Consider the following 18,026-nt stretch of genomic DNA (forward strand, 5'->3'; position numbering starts at 1 on the left):
CTTAGGCCACCCCATATAGTCCGCGCGGGCGGAACACCAGAACGCCGGCCATCAGGATGTAAATCAACATCGACGCCAACGCTGAGCCGACTGACACCGCCGCTGACGGCTCCAAAAACAGTGCAAAAATCTGCGGCAACAAAATGCGCCCCAGTGTGTCCGTGAAGCCAACCAAAAGTGCACCAACAAAAGCGCCTTTGATCGAGCCAATGCCGCCGATCACAATGACCACAAACGCAAGGATCAGCACGGGTTCTCCCATGCCCACCTGCACGGATTGAATGGCGCCGACCAACGCTCCGGCAAATCCGGCCAGCGCAGCCCCAAGAGCAAAAACAAACGTATAAAGCTTCGCGATATCCACGCCCAAAGCTGCAATCATCTCCCGATCGGCTTCACCAGCACGAATTCGGATGCCCACACGTGTGCGGTTGATTAAGGCAAACATACCCGCGGCTACAACCAGCCCGATTACAATGATTGACAGCCGGTAAGCTGGGTATTGAATGCCACCTGGCAAGGTCACTGGACCCGCCAGCACCTTTGGGACGTCCAAGAACAGAGGGAACGATCCAAACATCCAGCGCGTGCCTTCAGAGAAAATCAGAATAAGCGCAAATGTCGCCAAGACTTGATCCAGGTGGTCCCGATCATAAAGCCGCCGGATAACCGTCAGCTCAATAAGCGCTCCCGCCAAGGCCGCAGCAGCCAAAGAGGCCATCAAAGCCAGCACAAAGGACCCGGTTGCTGCAGCCACGGCCGCCGCTGCAAAAGCACCAACCATATACAACGACCCATGCGCCAAATTGATCAGCCCCATAACGCCAAAGACCAGCGTCAAACCGGCGCTCATCAAAAACAGCATCACGCCAAACTGTAGTCCGTTTAGCATCTGCTCTATGAAAAGTAGTATTGTCATATCAGAGTTTCACGATGTCTGCATAATCGCGTCCAGACCAAGATTTTGCAAAGTCCAACGCGGTTTCTAAGGTTTCCAAAACAGTCTCAGGCGCGTGCGCTGTGGTCACGATCCAGTCCGCCTCTGACTTGGCTAGAAACACGATCCAGTGGTCCAATTCATCTTCCACTTCTTCGGCTCCGATCCCCGACACGGCAATCAATTCGACCTGATCCGCGATTGCTTTCTGTACAAAAGCCCGCAAATCCGCGTCCGCAGACAGCGGGAGTTCTAGAACCAAATTTTTGGAATATGTCATTTTCGGATAAGGGGCGGGAAAGGTTCACCCGCCCCACAGTCCTTTACATCTTGCAGTCAGCCGCATAGGCATCCGCATGGTTGGTCAGGCCGGTCGCAATGATCTTGTTGGTGTATACATCACCCTCTTTGATCACCTCACGCACGTAGATGTCCTGCACCGGGTGGTGGTTGGCGCCAAAGGCAAAGTCGCCCCGCACTGAGGCAAACTCCGCTGCTTTCAGCGCTGCACGGAAAGCATCCGCATCGGCCACATCCGCCTTGCCCATCGCAGAAATCAGCAGGTTCGCGGTGTCAAAACCCTGGCTTGCGTAAAGCGAAGGCAAACGGCCATATTCAGCTTGGAACGTGTCCACAAACGCCGCGTTGGTGGCGTTGTCGATGTCTTTGTTCCACTGGCTGGTGTTTTTCACACCCATCGCCGCATCGCCTACAGCTTGCAAAATGCCCTGGTCAAAGCTGAAAGCTGGTCCAACCAGAGGCAGGTCCACGCCACTTGCGGCATATTGTTTCAGGAACGAAATCCCCATACCGCCTGGCAAGAAGAAATACACGCTATCCGCACCGGATGCGCGGATCTGCGCAATCTCAGCGGCATAGTCAGTCTGACCCAGCTTTGTATAAAGCTCACCAGAAAGTTCACCCTCAAAGAAGCGTTTGTAACCGGTCAGCGCGTCCTTACCGGCCGGATAGTTTGGAGCCAAAATGAAGCTGTTTTTAAAGCCCGTGTCGTTGGCATAGGCACCTGCCGCCTCGTGCAGATTGTCGTTCTGCCATGCAACGTTGAAGTAGTTCTCATGGCAGCCTTTGCCTGCAAGCGGTGATGGGCCGGCGTTGGGGGACAAGTAGAACTTGCCTTGCGCCGTTGCGGCGGGCACCACTGCCATCGCGAGGTTGGACCAGATGATACCGGTCAAAATATCAACCTTTTCAGACTGAATCATTTTGTCTGCCAATTGAACCGCAATGTCAGGTTTGCGCTGATCATCCTCGATGACCACTTCAAGGTCATCGCGTCCGGCCTGCTGCACAGCCAGCATAAAGCCGTCTCGCACGTCAATCCCGAGACCTGCACCGCCACCCGACAATGTGGTGATCATTCCAACTTTCACATCTGCTTGCGCTGTTGCGCCTGCCAATGCCATCGCCGCAGCCAATGCCGCACTTCGCAACTTCATTTTGTCGCTCCCTGGTTCACTGTTTTTCAAGATGAACCTTGGGCGTTCTGAGGGCCGTCCGTCAATAAGCTGAAGCAATTTTTTTTAAGCTTAAAATACCTTCAAGCCTAAAAGGTATTTTTCCGTACCTTTTCAGCCCATTGCCAATCGTAATTAAAGTACCAGTTCAGCTGAGATTTTGATATTTCTGCGGTCACACTAATCTTTAGCGGGTTTTGGTTCAGAGTACCTCACCCCAAAAAACGACCAATTCGGTCGCGTCATAAACAAAAAACGCCGGGGAAAGCCCCGGCGTTTTTCAAATTACTAACCGCGTGACCACCAGCCACGTCGCTTCGGCTTCGGTGGCGCTGCCGGTTGTTCCGGCTCCATAGCCGGCTCCGGCTGCGCTTCCACCACCTCAGGCTCACTGCTGACGTCAGCCGTTTCGACAGGAGCCTCAACAGGTTCCGAAGTCTCAACGACGCCCTCAGGGGCCACCTCAACGGAAGCTTCCGCAGTCTCTGGCTCGGCTGTCACTTCAACCGGCGCGTCTTGGGTCGCCTGTGGTGCCACTGCTTCAGACGGCTGAGCCTCAGATTCGGCATTGACGTCTTCTGGCGTCACATCCTCCGCAGCGGTTTCTTCGCTCGCGGGTTCTGCTTTTTTGCCACGGGACCGGCTGCGTCGGCTACGGCTGCGTTTCTTTGGTTTTTCGTCACCTTCGGGTGTCTCTTCCGCAGGGGACTCAGAGCCACCCTCGGACGCGTCGCCACTTTCAGATTGCTCGGATGCAGCTTCGCTCTCAGGTTTTGTCTCCCCGTCGGCACTGTCTTCACCTTCACCTTCGCCGTTGCCACGACGACGGCGACGACGACGACGGCGTTTCTTCGGCTTATCCTCACCTTCGTCTTCAGCAGGTTTGTCTTCAACGACGCTTTCTTCGGAAATCACTTCCGCGTCTTCCACTTCGGCGTCGTCAATCGCATCCATGATCGAGATATCGCCGGACACCACAGTCGCCTCAACTTCAGGCACCACGCGGGTTGCTGTCTTGAACTTCTCGATGTCGAAGTTCGGTGACACCAGATGTGGATCCGCTTCAATCCGAACAGACAAGCCATAGCGCGCTTCAATCTGTGCCACGTGCTCGCGCTTGTGGTTCATCAGATAGTTCACAATCGCAACGGGTGCTTTCACCAGCACCTCACGTGATCGACCACGGGTGCCTTCTTCTTCAATCTCGCGCAAGATTGACAGCGCAAGGTTGTCGTCCGATCGGATCAGGCCCGTGCCATGACAATGTGCACATGGCTGTGTCGTTGCTTCAATCATGCCGGGGCGCAGGCGCTGACGGCTCATTTCCATCAGGCCAAAGCCGGAAATCCGACCCACCTGAATGCGGGCACGATCCGTCTTCAACTTGTCCTTCATCCGTTTTTCAACGGCAGTGTTGTTCTTGCGCTCATCCATATCGATGAAATCGATCACGATCAGACCGGCCAGGTCACGCAGGCGCAACTGACGCGCCACTTCTTCAGCGGCTTCAAGGTTGGTCTTTAGAGCGGTTTCTTCAATCGAACCTTCTTTGGTGGCCCGACCGGAGTTCACGTCAATCGCCACCAGCGCTTCGGTCACGCCAATCACAATGTATCCACCGGATTTCAACTGAACCGTCGGATTGAACATGCCGGACAGGTAGCTTTCCACCTGGTAGCGGGCAAACAGCGGCAGTGAGTCCTGATAGCGCTTCACGTTTTTGGCGTGGGACGGCATGATCATTTTCATGAAGTCCTTGGCGATGCGATAGCCGCGCTCGCCTTCTACCAAAACTTCGTCGATCTCACGCGAATACAAGTCGCGGATCGAACGTTTGATCAGATCGCCTTCCTCATAGATCTTCGCAGGTGCAATCGACTTCAGCGTCAGTTCGCGGATCTGCTCCCACAAACGCTGTAGATATTCGTAGTCTCGCTTGATCTCGGATTTTGTCCGCTTTGCGCCAGCTGTACGCACGATCAGACCCGCGCCTTGCGGCACATCGATCTCACTTGAAATCTCTTTGAGCTTCTTACGATCGACCGCATTGGTGATTTTGCGGGAGATACCACCGCCACGCGCGGTGTTTGGCATCAACACGCAATAGCGACCGGCCAAAGACAGGTACGTGGTGAGCGCCGCGCCTTTGTTGCCGCGCTCTTCTTTTACCACTTGCACCAACAGGATTTGGCGCACTTTTACCACTTCTTGAATCTTGTAGCGACGGGCGCGCGGCTTACGAGGTGGGCGGATGTCCTCGATATCGTCCTCATCCGCGACGGATTCGATGCTTTCGTCTTTTTCAGACGCATCCGAGCGTTTGCCCCGACGACGGGAGCGACGGCGGTTTGATTTTTTGCCGTTCTCTTCATCATCAGACGACGAGTCCGCTTCAGAAGCGGCGTTGTCGGCCTCAGCAGCTTCTGCGACTTCGGTCTCTTTTTCTTCGGTTGAGGTGGTCTCTTCTTCCACGACAACATCATCCGCAACCACTGTCTCCGGCGTTGCGTCTTCGCTTGGTGCTTGCGCTACTTCTGCTTCAGCCTGGTCTTCAGAAGTCACGTCTTCAGCGCTTTCAGCAGAACCTTCTTCGGCCGGTGCCTCTTGAGCTTCAACTGCGACGTCGACTTCAACTGTCGCGTCTTCAGCTGCAACAGGGGTTTCCTCAGAAGCCGTTTCTTCAACAGAAGTGCCTTCTTCTGGTGCAGCGCTGGCCTCAGTTTCGGTTTCTTCGCCGGTCTCTGGGTCTTTGCTGACCACGGCATCTTCGCCTTCGGTGTTGGCTGCGATGGTCTTAGGGCCGTCGTCTTTTTTGTCTTCGTCGGTAGACTCATCCGCATCGTCTTCTTGAGCGTTTTCGGCTTCTGGTGCGGTATCTTCGCTCGCCCCGTCAGCAGTGTCCTTAGCGACTGGTGTCTCCGCGACACCTTCCTCAGATGCAGCCTCTTCTACTTCAGCAACGACCTCAGGTTCAGGCGTGTCTTCAACTGCCTCATCAGCGTCAGCCGTTTCGCCTTCAACAGGTTCCTCAACTGGGGTCTCTTCCACCAGTTCCATTGGCGATCGACCTTCGTCCGTGCTGCCAGCATCTTCCACCAGATCAATGGTTTCCATACCAGAAATCTCGGCCGCAGACGTTTCCGCCACAGCCTCTGATGTCTCAGTTTCAGCGGCATCTACGGCTACCTGATCTTCAGGCTTCTTCTTACGGGAGCGAGATCGGCGAGACCGGGATTTTGGTTTTTCTTCTTCCTCGTCACGGGCCTTCAAAGACTCCGCATACGCGCGCTCTTCTTCCAGAAGCGCCTCCCGATCCGCAACAGGGATCTGATAGTAATCCGGGTGGATCTCGGAAAACGCGAGGAAGCCATGACGGTTTCCGCCATAGTCCACAAAAGCCGCCTGAAGCGACGGCTCAACCCGTGTTACTTTTGCGAGATAAATATTGCCGGCGAGTTGCCGTTTGTTTTCAGATTCAAAGTCGAACTCCTCAACCTTGTTTCCGTCCACCACCACAACGCGGGTCTCTTCCGCGTGGGTGGCATCGATGAGCATTTTCTTAGCCATGTTATCCGTTTGCACCCGCGCAAGCGCCGCGCCCCTCCCGGGGGATCGGGTCGGTGAACTTTTTGGGGGTGTCTTGTTTGAGCGAGGGGATGCGCGCCGCCGATGGGGCCGCTTGCGGTCCCTGCTCGGTCTCTCAAATAAATCGCGCGCTTCATCGCGTTTCTTCTCCGACGCGGCATTCGGTGGTCCCGAGCCTGCGCCTGTTCTAAGCCCTCCGCCGTGGCGGTGCGGGCGTCTCTACTGGTTCATTCTCATGAACCCAATCGGTCTGAGCATCCCGCCCGGCCCTCTGCCCCTCGGGGTCCTGTGGGCCAACTGAAACGCAATACTCAGCGAAACTCATACGGTGCGCAAACTCTGCGCCATCCGTTCCCCCACATAAAACCACTCCTGTGGAAAACACAATGGGGAATCGTCTGACGGATACGTGGGTTAGGTTAACGCATCCTCAAAAAGCCCAATCTGCACAGCACCATGGCGCAAATCCCGGGCAACAATCTGACCGAGATCCGGCAATGGCGTATTTGGCGGCCGCAGGTCCGGAATTTGCACCGTCAAACACCCAGCCCGCACAGCTGCAGTGGTCCCAAAATCACTGTCTTCAAACGCCACGCAATGCGCAGGGTCCACGCCCAGCCGGCGCGAACCTTCTAGATACGGTTCAGGATCTGGCTTATTAGCGACAACTTCATCACCGGTACACACCGTTTCAAAGAACGGCAAGATGCCGGCTTTCTGTAAGTGATGCTGAGCGGAAGGTCCGTGGGTGGAGGTCACAACCGCCATGGGCACCTTGGCATCTTGGATCGCCTGCAACACCTCAATCGCATACGGTTTTGTCGGCACGCCATGTACAACATTGTCTTGATGTAACAAACGCCAGCGCTGATCAAACTCCGCTACATCGGTTTGGTGAGGTAAAAATTCATGCAACCGCTTTGTTGTGACCTTGCTCGACGTGCCGACCAAACCGCCAAAAAAAGCCTTCGCCTCTTCAGTGGCAATCCCCAGATCGTCTGTCAGCGTTAAAAACGCCTCTAAAAACATCCGCTCCGTGTCCAGTAGCAAGCCATCCATATCAAACAAATACGCAGCTGGTGTCTTTAACAATGCCATCACAGGGTACTCCACAAATTTCCGTTAGCGCCAACGCTGCCACACCCTGTCACCAAACAAAAAGCGCCGCAAGCCTATCGAAAGCTTGCGGCGCTCATGTTGTCTATCGGTTAGAAATCAGAGGTAGTCTGCCCGCTGCAAGCCGTATTTGGCCATCTTCTCGTTGAGCGTCCGACGTGGCAGGCACAGCTCTTCCATCACACCAGCGATGGACCCACGATGCCGCCGCATCGTGTTGTCGATCAGCATGCGTTCAAATGCTTCCACATATTCTTTTAGTGGTTTGCCTTCGGTGGTCACCACAGGCTGCATCTCTTCGTGGTCGCTCATCAACAGCGACGCAATTGTGCCCTCACTGCGACGGCTCTGCAGCACTGCACGCTCCGCCAGATTGATAAGCTGACGCACGTTGCCCGGCCACGGAGCCTGCAACAACTGCGCAGCCTCTTGCGCACTCACCTTTGGAGCGTCACAGCCATACTCTTCGCTGAATTGTTCTGAAAGGCGCGTAAACAGCGTAAGTATGTCTTCGCCCCGTTGGCGCAGGGGCGGAACAGTAATCCGCAACGCAGCCAACCGATAAAACAGATCAGAGCGCAACGCATCTTCGCAGGTCCGGTCCTGTTCCTGCATGTTGGAGATCGCAACAATGCGCGTCTCCGCTGGCGTACCTTGCTCGTTGATCACATTCAGTAGCTTGGCTTGCAGCGCATCGCTCAAGCTCTCAATGTCTTCGAGCACCAATGTCCCGCCGCGCGCTTCTTCGATGGCAGGCAATTGAGAGTCTTCGGGGTTCATTGGCCCAAACAACCGTTTGGCCAGTGCTTCTTCTTCAAAGGCCCCACAGCTGACCAGCACAAATTTCTTGCCTGCCCGGCTGCCAACCGCGTGCAACGCATGCGCTACCAGCGTTTTACCAGTTCCGGTTTCACCATCGATCAGCACATGACCGTCAGCTTGCCCCAAATCGAGAATATCCTCTTTGAGACGCGCCATTATCGGACTCGCCCCAATCAGCTTATTCATTATCTGGTCGCCGTCTGACAGTTCCCGACGTAGCGCGCGCGCATCCAGGGTCAAGCGCCGCGCATTGGTCGCCTTTTTGGCCAGTTGGGTCATGCGGTCTGGATTAAACGGCTTCTCCAAGAAATCATACGCACCCACGCGCATCGCCTCCACGGCCATCGGCACGTCGCCATGTCCGGTGATCATAATCACCGGAAGCGAACTGTCCGCGCCCATCAGCTTTTTCAGGAACTGCATCCCATCCATGCCAGGCATCTTGATATCGGAAATCACGATTCCCGGATACTCCGCGCCAAGCGCCTTCAGCGCGTCTTCTGCGCTTGGAAATGTTTCTGTGTCATAGCCCGACAGTGCCAGCCATTGGCTGATCGACTGCCGCATGTCCTGCTCGTCATCGACGATTGCGATCTTCATGCTTTGTGCCACGAATTTACTCCGCTGCTTCAATATCTTCATTCAAGATAGGCAGTTGAACTTCAAATACAGCCCCCTGCCCGTCTCCATTTCGTGCCGTGAGCCGTCCGCCAAGGTCACTGACGATGCCAGAGCTGATCGCCAGGCCCAAACCAACCCCTTCGCCAGGCTGTTTGGTGGTGAAAAACGGCTCAAAAAGGTTGTTCAAATCCTCGATCCCAGGGCCGTTGTCGCGCACCGTTAAAGTGGCCGTTTCCCCTGCTGCCAAAAGGATTTCGATCTCCGGATCGGCCACAGACTCGGTTGCGTCCAGCGCATTACGGAGCAAGTTGATCATCACCTGCTCAATGCGCACCCGATCGCCCATCACCCGCACCGGATCCGTCGGCACAATCTTGCTTATGCGCACCTGTCGCTGGCGCAATTGCGGCTCCATCATAGACAAAGCCGAGGCCACCGCATCGCTCATTTCCACCACATGGAACTCATCGCCACCTTTGCGGGCATATGATTTAAGCTGCTTGGTGATCGCGCCCATACGCTCGATCAGATCGTCAATCCGCTGAAACGACGTCAGGGCTTCGTCCGGCCGATTGCGCTTCACCAAGAGCTGGGCACCCGCAAGATAAGTCTTCATCGCCGCCAAGGGTTGGTTCAGTTCATGACTCACCGCTGCAGACATCTCCCCCAACGCAGCCAATTTCGAACTCTGCGCCAAGCTCTGTTCCGCCACTTCAAGGCTCTGCTGCATGCGTTCGCGTTCGGCGATTTCCCGCTGAAGACGCAAGTTCAATCCTCGCAACTCCACGCTCTCCCGCTGAAACAGCGCCATGCGCAAAGCGCTTTTGCGCCCAAGGACGTAAAATCCAAGCGCCAACAGGATCGCGAACCCCATGATTTCCAGCGCCAGGACCGCGTTCACCTTCTCGCGCACACCGGCGTAACTTGTGAAACTGGTCATCTGCCAGCCTCGGAACGGTATGCGCGCGCCCATGCGCATTACCGCTTCGCCGCGCAAATACGCATCCGCCGGATCCTGCGCCCAGTCCGCCGTCACCTTTATCGCCCGCTCAATCGCGCCCAATGCAGGCTGTCGCGACAGCGCTTCAGCCTCAGTCAAACCGCGCCAGCGCGGCTCGCTGCTCAGAATAATTGTGCCTTCACTGTTGGTCACCAGGACCGCATCTGAAATCCCGGCCCAGGCCCGCTCAAACTTGTGCAAATCCACTTCTACAGCGATCACGCCAAGCGTGGCACCGCCACTTTCCAACCGCCTGGAATAGATAAACCGATACGATCCGGTCTCATCTCTGGCCGCTGTAAATAGTGTAACATTGGACCGTAACGCATTGATAAAGAACTCTTGTTCCCGATACATCGTGCCAAGTCTTGTGCGATCTGTCGCAGCCACCGTGCGCCCGGTCTCATCCAGCAACAACAACGACGCCGCGCCGATCTCATCCACAAAGCTGATCAGCCGCGCAGTTGAGCTGGAGAAGTCTTGGGAATCCAACGCCCCAATCAACTCAGGGTCTTTGGCCAACAACTGCGGCACAATCGCACTGCGGCGCAACTCACTCAACAAGTTGCCGGAATACAGCGCCAGCCGAAGCTCTGCCCGATTGCGCGTATTTGCCGTAAACCGATCTGTCAGGAAACTGTTGGTGACCCAGATCGTCACCCCTGCGACCACGACCAACAAAGCCAAAGTCAAACGCGCCCGCCAGCTTGTTGTCGCCGGGCGCAGTTTTTCAGAGGTGTCAGAAGCGTTTTGCGTCATGCAGGAACAGTACGCTTACGCGCCAACACCCTCAAGTCATGCTGTGGCGAACTGATCCATCAACGCGCGGAACATTGCCACCCCATCGGTACCACCATGGCCAGTATCCGCCGCCCGCTCTGGGTGAGGCATCATACCAAGCACACGTCGGTTCTTGCTGACCACACCAGCGATGTCCGCAACCGACCCGTTTGGATTGTCGGTATAGGTGAACGCAATCCGGTCTTCGTCACGCAGCTGAGCCAGCTTCTCGTCGGTCACAAAGTAGTTGCCGTCGTGGTGCGCAATCGGCACGTTCACAACGTCGCCTTTGCTGTATCCAGACGTAAACGCCGTGTCCGCACTGGCCACTTCCAGACCTACCGTACGACAGATGTACTTCAGCCCAGCATTGCGGCGCAACGCCCCAGGCAACAGTCCGGTTTCCGTCAAGATCTGAAAGCCGTTGCAGACACCCAGCGCATAGCCGCCACGTTCGGCGTGCTTGATAAGAGACTGACAAATTGGAGAATTTGCCGCAATCGCACCACAGCGTAGGTAATCGCCAAAGCTGAACCCACCCGGCACGCCGACCATGTCGATGCCTTCCGGAAGGGCTGTATCTTTGTGCCACACCATGGTGACATCCGCTCCGGCCTGCTCAAATGCCACCGCAAGATCGCGGTCACAGTTGGAGCCCGGAAAAACAATGACCGCAGCTTTCATCAGCCCATCTCCACCCGATAGCTTTCGATCACGGTGTTGGCGAGCAGCTTCTCACACATCTCGGTCACGGTGGCTTCAGTAGAGCCTTCTGCCAGATCCAGCTCGATCACCTTGCCCTGACGCACACCTTCCACACCATCAAAACCAAGGCTGCCAAGCGCATGACGCACGGCCTCACCTTGTGGGTCCAGAACGCCGTTCTTCAGCATGACATATACGCGGGCTTTCATTTGGTCTCTCTCCAATTGGGCATGTGGCGGGACTGTCCCGCTTTTCTTACCAAAAATAGTCTTTCCAGTTGCGCCTTTAACTGGGCGCAAGTGGCTTAGGTCAGGATCAGCTTACAAGCGTTGGCTTGGGTCCGGTGCCTTTTGGCAGCACACCAAGCCGGCGCGCCACTTCGGCATAGGCATCGGTCAGGCTGCCAAGATCACGCCGGAACACGTCTTTGTCGAGCTTCCGACCAGTTTCAATATCCCAAAGACGGCAGCTGTCCGGGCTGATCTCGTCAGCCACAACCAAACGCTGAAAATCACCGTCATAAACACGACCAATCTCGATCTTGAAATCAATCAGACGGATGCCGACGCCAAACATCACGCCGCTCAGCCAATCGTTTACACGCAGCGCCAATCCCAGAATGTCATCCATATCCTGCTGGCTGGCCCAGCCAAACGCAGCGATATGCTCTTCAGATACAAGCGGATCACCCAGACTGTCATCTTTGTAGCAGTATTCCACAATCGGGCGCGGCAACTGAGTGCCTTCTTCAATACCCAAGCGTTTGCTCATTGTGCCAGCGGCAAAGTTGCGCACGATGATTTCAAGTGGAATGATCTCACAGTTGCGCACCAACTGCTCGCGCATATTCATGCGCTTCAGAAAGTGGGTTGGCACACCAACTTGTGTAAGCCCGGTCATGAAGTACTCACTCAGGCGGTTGTTCAACACGCCCTTGCCGTCAATCACGTCTTTCTTTTCCGCGTTAAATGCGGTGGCGTCGTCTTTGAAGTATTGGACAATGGTGCCTGGCTCAGGGCCTTCAAACAGAATCTTAGCTTTGCCTTCATAGATTTTTTTGCCGCGGGCCATGGCTTCATTCCTTCTCTTTCGGGATGAGTCCCGAATTTGATCGCCCTCTTACTGGATGGACAGCGTTGTCGCAAGCACGCCGCTTCCTCTTGCGACAATGCGTTTGGATGCTCATATTTAAACTAAGTCATACTAGGATCCTGAAGGAGACCCAAAAATGAATACATTTGACGATCGTGAAGCCGCCTTCGAAGCCAAGTTTGCGCATGATGAAGAAGTGAAATTCAAAGCCGAAGCGCGCGCCAATAAAAAACTGGGTCTTTGGGCTGCTGATCTGCTGGGTAAAGCCGGGGCAGCCGCTGAAGACTACGCCATGACCGTGATCTCAGCCGATTTTGAAGAAGCTGGCCACGACGATGTCATTCGCAAAGTGGTTGCCGATCTAGGTAGCAAATCCGACGAAGCGACCATTCGCGCAAAGCGCCGTGAAAGCCTTGCTGCCGCCAAAGAAGAGCTGGCAAGCGAAATCTAATCCATTTCAACACAGTGAAGACACAGCGCGCGGGCTCCGGCCTGCGCGTTTTTTAGCTCCAATTGTCTTTGTTAAGGCGGCCGAAACCACGCATCCGATAGCGATTTGGGTCACTTGGGACAGGTAACGAATTGGGGCGGGAACCTTGCAGACATCAAAAATGAAGACCGTGCAGACCTTTCTGCGACGTGTTTGGCCGTTTGGATTTGGCGCAGCTTGCATCTGGCTGCTGTCAGAACAAGCAGACGATATTGACTATGGCGCTCTTTGGGCCTCAGTCATCGCTGCTGCACCATGGCAATGGGGCTTGGCCCTTTTCTTTTCCGCCATCAGTTTCCTTGCCGTGTCCCGCTATGACGTGATTGCTCAGCGTCATTTTCAAATGCACCGCAGCACATCTGAAGCCATGACCGTGGGCGCCACGGCCATTGGACTGGGTCAAACTCTTGGCGCCGGCGTCGTTGTGGGGACCTTCGTGCGCTGGCGCATGATGCCAGATCTGTCGCTCAAGGACGCGACCCGCATAACCGCCTTTGTCACAGTGACTTTCCTGGCTGCCATGGCCGTCACAATTGCACTGGCTGCGATCGTCCTACCAACGCCGCACGTGCCCGCATTTTTGCCCCCTGTCATTCTGATCGTTGCCTTCCTTGTTGTTGTTTTGGCCTTTGTCTTTCCGGTGCTACCGCGCCACGGAGGCCGCCTGAGCTTGCCAACTCTGCCCGCCATGGCCGCGCTGCTGACGCTATGCCTGATCGACACCATCTTTGCGGCTCTGGCCCTCTATGTGCTGCTGCCCCCTGATCTGTCGCTCTCTTTCGCTGTCTTGCTGCCGGTTTTCTTGATTGCGCTCGGCGCTGCCATTTTCTCCGGCACGCCAGGTGGTGTAGGCCCCTTCGAACTGACTTTGTTGGCAATGCTGCCAAGCCAACCAGAATCTTCCTTGCTGGCGGGCGTATTGGCCTTCCGCGCCATTTACTATGCCGTGCCTGCACTGATGGCCGGTTTGATTCTCTTGCGCCATCTCGCGCGTCCGCGCCCGTCCCGCTCACCACGCCAAAACCGCGCATACGAGGCTTATGACAACGCGCCTCTTACAACAGTCAGCCGCGCAGAGTTGGGTGTGATCCGCCAAAACGGCGGTGCACTCCTGTCTTGTGACGCTGGCCGCTACGGTGCGGTGCGCATTGGCCAAACGTTGGTGGCCCTGTTTGACCCAATCGAGGGCGACGCCCACGCCATGGCCCGCCCGCTGAAAAACGCCGCCCGCGCGCAAAACCGTATCGCCTGCAAATACAAAATCTCCGCGCGCCAGGCTGTAAATACCCGCAAGGCCGGCTGGGCCGTGGTGCACATCTCCGACGAAGCGGTGCTGACGCCTGCCAAGCACAAGACATCAGGCTCCACCTATCGCCAATTGCGCCGCAAACTACGCCAGGCGGAAAAGGCCGAGGTTCAAGTCGCCCAACCTGACACCCACATGCTGCCGCTAGGTGACATGGCGCGGGTGTCCACCGCTTGGGAGGCCAGAAATGGCATTCCTAAAGGTCTAACCATGGGCCGGTTTGAGGACTTTTATGTTGGTTGCCAGACGGTCTTCCTCGCGTTCAAAGACGACCAGCTTGTCGGTTTTGTAAGTTTCCACGCAACCTCCCATGAATGGTGTCTAGATCTCATGCGTGTGCTGCCCGACGCGCCAGACGGCACTATGCACCACCTCGTGCAAAAAGCTATCGAAGCTGCTGCAGAGTCGGACGTGCCGCGGTTGTCTTTGGCGGCGGCCCCAGCACTACCGGAAGCCAAAACCACGCTGGAACGCAAAATCCGCGGCTACCACTTCAAACACGCCGGCGGCGCTGGCCTACGGCAGTTCAAAGCCTGTTTTGCCCCCCGTTGGGAACCCTTGTTCATGGCAGCACCAGGCCCTGCACAGCTCGGCTTGGCCGCGCTTGATCTCACCCGGGCCGTGAACCTGCGCAGCGCGCCAGCCACGCCCATCACCTGCCAGCAAAACGCACACACGGAAGTTTACCTACCCTCCACCTCATAATGGTCTTGCATCAAATTAAGTTGTGCCTACTTGCCACTCGTGGCACATCGCTGCGCAACTGACACGCGGTTCCCCGCGCCTTAAGGAGTTTCTGATGACCAACGCCCTCTCCAAGCTTTTGGAAACCCGTGACTGGCTCATGGCCGACGGCGCCACCGGCACCAACCTGTTCAACATGGGCCTCAGCTCGGGCGACGCGCCAGAACTCTGGAACGCCGATGAGCCACAGAACATCAAGAAGCTCTACAGCCTCGCGGTCGACAATGGCTCTGACATCTTCCTGACCAACTCGTTTGGCGGCAACGCCTCGCGCCTGAAGCTGCACGACGCCCAAGACCGTGTGCGCGAACTCAACCGCCTCGCTGCGGAAATCGGTCGCGAGGTCGCGGATGCGGCTGGCCACCCTGTAATCGTGGCGGGTTCCGTTGGCCCAACCGGCGACATCATGGAACCTGTCGGCAGCCTGTCTCACGCGGACGCCGTGGAGATGTTCCACGAACAAGCTGAAGGCCTGAAAGAAGGTGGCGCGGACGTTCTTTGGCTGGAGACTATTTCTGCCCCTGAAGAATACAAAGCCGCCGCTGAAGCCTTTGCCCTTGCCGACATGCCTTGGGTGGGCACCATGAGCTTTGACACCGCTGGTCGCACCATGATGGGCATGACCTCCGCCGATATGGTGCAAATGGTTGGTGCGCTGCCCAACACCCCTCTGGGCTTTGGCGCCAACTGTGGCACCGGTGCGCCAGACCTGTTGCGCACCGTGCTGGGCTTCTCCGCACAAGGCACCGAGACGCCGATTGTCGCCAAAGGCAACGCTGGCATCCCCAAATACGTCGATGGCCATATCCACTATGATGGCACACCGGAACTGATGGCAGACTACGCTGTGATGGCACGTGATTGTGGCGCCACCATCATTGGCGGCTGCTGTGGCACCATGCCAAACCACCTCAAAGCCATGCGTGAAGCGCTGGAAACCCGCCCCCGTGGCGAGCGCCCAAGCCTAGAGCTGATCGCCGAGAAACTGGGCGGCTTTTCCTCTGCGGGCGATGGCACTGGCGACGACGCGACAGCCCCTGCCCGCGAACGTCGCGGCCGCCGCCGTCGCAGCTAAGTCGACCGAAGATAATACGTCAAAAGCCCGGATCATGTCCGGGCTTTATGTTTAAGTGTGGTTCCAGTCGTCAGGATTGTCCGAGTTGTTGGGCGACAGACCCAAGATGTCACCCTTGGTGGAACACCCCAGGCCCAACACCGTGCGATTGGCATAGCCAAAATAGGCCGACACTTGATTGATCTCCAAGATCTCACCATCGCTGAACCCAGCTTCCCGTAACTGAACGATCAGTTTTTCGCTTATTCCAGCAGCATCTCGCGTCAATTGACGGGCATAGTCCATTGCCAACTTTTGTTTGTCATCCAGCGGTGCACTCTCAATGTTACGCGTCTCAATGGCCGCACGAATGCCATCCGCCCGCACATCATCACCCAGCAACCGTTTTAATCCGGAAAAATGATGCTCCACGCAGTAATCACACTCATTGAGCGAACTGACCCAGACCCCTAAGGTTTCCAAAAACCACTTGGGCACCGTGTTGCCGCTGTGATGCAATACGTATTTGTAGATCGCCATATGCCCCTCCATCGTGTGGGGCCGCAGGCTGTGCATCATCATGATGTTGTCGACGTTGTTGTCCGGGCCTTTCACCCGATCATACAGCATCTTTAGTTTTCCATCGGCGTCGTCGTAGTCAACCGTATCGATCCAGGGCATCACAAAGTCCTTTGGTAGTGAGACACACTGCGCCACACAAACCGTCCGCACCGCGCCAAAAAGATATATGCGCAGCATGCATCGATAACAAAGCAACTATCAAGAAGAAGAACCGGACATCACGACACGCTTCAAATCAGAGGAACGCCAAAGACGTTTGTGACACTCAGCAATACCCTGCCCGTTTGATCCGGTTTTTCGCTGACGCCTGTTCAAATTGCCGATACCGCCCACCGGAATACCGCGCACAATCCAGGGCATGCCCTGCAGCAATCACGGCCGCACCAATATCCTGCCCATCTGCATAACAAATGCCGATGTAACGGTCATAGGACCGCTCTCCGGTTAAATCGCAGGACACCGTCTTGCCGCGCAAGTAATTCACGGTCCACCGCTTGGCGTCTTTGCCGGCGCGAGTCTTGAGTTCCGGCGCATCAACCCCTTGGAACCGCACCGGCGTGCCGTTCAAAACAATCGTGTCCGCATCGCGCACCTGCACATCCGCCCAAACAGGCGTGGCCACCAAAATGGCAACCGCAGTTAATCTTTTCATGTTGGTCTTCTGTCGTGAGTGAGTGGTGGGCCCGCTCTACCACTTGCTCAGGCATGTGTCACACCCCTCGCACGGCTCACTAGGCCATAGGCAGCAGGCCGCCTATGGCTATGTTTCATAAAGTGAATTCCCGCTCAAAAGGCGTGTTTCTCGCGCAGCGCCGCCACAGTGTCGCCATTTGCAGCCAACCACACGTTAAACGCCTCAACCACATCCGGACGCGAGGTCGACGACAGGTGATAATTTGACACAGAATGCGGCAGGCTTTCATCAAACACCAACGCATCTTCGTCTTTGCCAAGTTCACGCAAAACGCGTCGCACCACGTCCTGGTTGGCATAAGCCCCGTCAATACGTCCAACAAGTGCCTGACGGACCATGCCGATAAAGCTGGCATTTTCCGTCAAGTCCGCGTCACCGGCATTGATCCGGTCAAGCCAGGAGTACGGGGTAAACCCAAGCACTGTCCCAAGCCTTTCCACTTCTTCTACGGGACGTCCAACTTGGTCTGGAAGCACCATCACCCCGTCGATCGCCTCTGCGACAACCTCGGAATACACCATGCCTTGGCCATCTTTGAGCTCAGAGGACCAATAGGCGTTGTCCGGGTATTTCAGATCCACATCCCCAGTCACAACTGCCTGCATCAGTCGAGTGATTGGCAACGCTTTGAACTCAATCTCAAACCCTTCGTCTGCGGCAAACGCCGACAATAGATCCGCCCCAAACCCTGTGTAATTTGTGCCGTCCCAGTTGTAATGCGGCAGGTATTCAATATTTTCCACGCCCACGACAAGGCGCTCGGCGTTGGCCGTACCGGCCACGCAAGCCACCGCAAGGCTTGCTGCTGCTATCAAGTGCTTCATAGTCTATCTCCAATGGAAATTTTTCAGACCCGCACCTTCAGCCCCTGAAACTTTCCAATGTGTTGACTTCATCAATAGCTGAAACAGTTTCAGAAAAGCGCCAGTTGTCCGTCGCGCTCAAAAGGTACCTCAAACAGGTCACACCGAAGCGCAGGCATGTCCTTGGCCAGCCCATAGCGCACCCGCGCTTTCTCCACCC

At 56.0% G+C, this 18,026-nt stretch carries 16 protein-coding genes; 3 read left to right on the forward strand and 13 right to left on the reverse strand.

Annotated elements, in window-relative coordinates; genetic code table 11:
• Position 1: 1 nt before the first annotated feature.
• The 10 genes from QZ517_RS09455 to purC form a co-directional block, all read right to left on the reverse strand.
• The gene (locus tag QZ517_RS09455) at positions 2-919 is read right to left on the reverse strand and encodes a branched-chain amino acid ABC transporter permease (protein WP_294225693.1); all 918 of its coding nucleotides are present in this window, start codon (positions 917-919) and stop codon (positions 2-4) included.
• A 1-nt stretch (position 920) separates the two neighbouring features.
• Positions 921-1,217 carry a hypothetical protein gene (locus QZ517_RS09460; RefSeq protein ID WP_294225696.1) on the reverse strand — a complete coding sequence of 99 codons (297 nt, stop codon included), beginning with the start codon at positions 1,215-1,217 and terminating at the stop codon, positions 921-923.
• 43 nt (positions 1,218-1,260) lie between these two features.
• Positions 1,261-2,394, reverse strand: a complete 1,134-nt coding sequence (locus tag QZ517_RS09465) for an ABC transporter substrate-binding protein (RefSeq protein WP_294225703.1) — start codon at positions 2,392-2,394, stop codon at positions 1,261-1,263.
• A 306-nt stretch (positions 2,395-2,700) separates the two neighbouring features.
• Positions 2,701-5,979 (reverse strand): Rne/Rng family ribonuclease, encoded by a 3,279-nt coding sequence (locus tag QZ517_RS09470; protein ID WP_294225705.1) that lies wholly within the window; start codon positions 5,977-5,979, stop codon positions 2,701-2,703.
• Between the two features lie 432 nt (positions 5,980-6,411).
• Positions 6,412-7,095: an HAD family phosphatase gene (locus QZ517_RS09475; RefSeq protein WP_294225708.1), complete on the reverse strand. Its 684-nt coding sequence runs from the start codon at positions 7,093-7,095 to the stop codon at positions 6,412-6,414.
• A 117-nt stretch (positions 7,096-7,212) separates the two neighbouring features.
• Positions 7,213-8,547: a sigma-54 dependent transcriptional regulator gene (locus QZ517_RS09480; RefSeq protein WP_294225710.1), complete on the reverse strand. Its 1,335-nt coding sequence runs from the start codon at positions 8,545-8,547 to the stop codon at positions 7,213-7,215.
• A gap of 4 nt (positions 8,548-8,551) precedes the next feature.
• Entirely contained in the window at positions 8,552-10,315 is a 1,764-nt protein-coding gene (locus QZ517_RS09485) for an ATP-binding protein (protein ID WP_294225714.1), read from the reverse strand.
• A 36-nt stretch (positions 10,316-10,351) separates the two neighbouring features.
• Positions 10,352-11,020, reverse strand: a complete 669-nt coding sequence (gene purQ / locus QZ517_RS09490) for a phosphoribosylformylglycinamidine synthase subunit PurQ (protein ID WP_294225715.1) — start codon at positions 11,018-11,020, stop codon at positions 10,352-10,354.
• On the reverse strand, positions 11,020-11,250 hold the full coding sequence (purS, locus tag QZ517_RS09495) for a phosphoribosylformylglycinamidine synthase subunit PurS (RefSeq protein WP_054001400.1): 231 nt from the start codon (positions 11,248-11,250) through the stop codon (positions 11,020-11,022). Before purS ends, purQ begins: the two co-directional genes overlap by 1 nt.
• 106 nt (positions 11,251-11,356) lie before the next feature.
• Complete coding sequence (purC, locus tag QZ517_RS09500) at positions 11,357-12,112, reverse strand: phosphoribosylaminoimidazolesuccinocarboxamide synthase (protein WP_294225726.1); 756 nt, start codon at positions 12,110-12,112, stop codon at positions 11,357-11,359.
• 157 nt (positions 12,113-12,269) lie between these two features.
• Here purC and QZ517_RS09505 point away from each other — a divergent pair, with 157 nt between their 5' ends.
• The 3 genes from QZ517_RS09505 to bmt all read left to right on the forward strand — a co-directional run bounded on the left by QZ517_RS09505 (position 12,270) and on the right by bmt (position 15,748).
• Positions 12,270-12,584 (forward strand): DUF1476 domain-containing protein, encoded by a 315-nt coding sequence (locus tag QZ517_RS09505; protein WP_294225729.1) that lies wholly within the window; start codon positions 12,270-12,272, stop codon positions 12,582-12,584.
• Between the two features lie 160 nt (positions 12,585-12,744).
• The gene (locus tag QZ517_RS09510; protein ID WP_294225734.1) at positions 12,745-14,634 is read left to right on the forward strand and encodes a phosphatidylglycerol lysyltransferase domain-containing protein; all 1,890 of its coding nucleotides are present in this window, start codon (positions 12,745-12,747) and stop codon (positions 14,632-14,634) included.
• 94 nt (positions 14,635-14,728) lie between these two features.
• The gene (bmt, locus tag QZ517_RS09515; protein WP_294225737.1) at positions 14,729-15,748 is read left to right on the forward strand and encodes a betaine--homocysteine S-methyltransferase; all 1,020 of its coding nucleotides are present in this window, start codon (positions 14,729-14,731) and stop codon (positions 15,746-15,748) included.
• Between the two features lie 51 nt (positions 15,749-15,799).
• Here bmt and QZ517_RS09520 read toward each other — a convergent pair whose 3' ends face one another.
• The 3 genes from QZ517_RS09520 to QZ517_RS09530 form a co-directional block, all read right to left on the reverse strand.
• On the reverse strand, positions 15,800-16,408 hold the full coding sequence (locus QZ517_RS09520; RefSeq protein ID WP_294225740.1) for a peroxidase-related enzyme: 609 nt from the start codon (positions 16,406-16,408) through the stop codon (positions 15,800-15,802).
• A gap of 166 nt (positions 16,409-16,574) precedes the next feature.
• A complete protein-coding gene (locus QZ517_RS09525; RefSeq protein ID WP_294225742.1) occupies positions 16,575-16,961 on the reverse strand; it encodes a thermonuclease family protein in 387 nt (128 codons plus the stop codon).
• Positions 16,962-17,095: 134 nt separating this feature from the next.
• Positions 17,096-17,827 (reverse strand): transporter substrate-binding domain-containing protein, encoded by a 732-nt coding sequence (locus QZ517_RS09530; protein WP_294225745.1) that lies wholly within the window; start codon positions 17,825-17,827, stop codon positions 17,096-17,098.
• Between the last annotated feature and the right edge of the window lie 199 nt (positions 17,828-18,026).

This window comes from uncultured Shimia sp. (assembly GCF_913054185.1).
GTDB lineage: Bacteria > Pseudomonadota > Alphaproteobacteria > Rhodobacterales > Rhodobacteraceae > Shimia.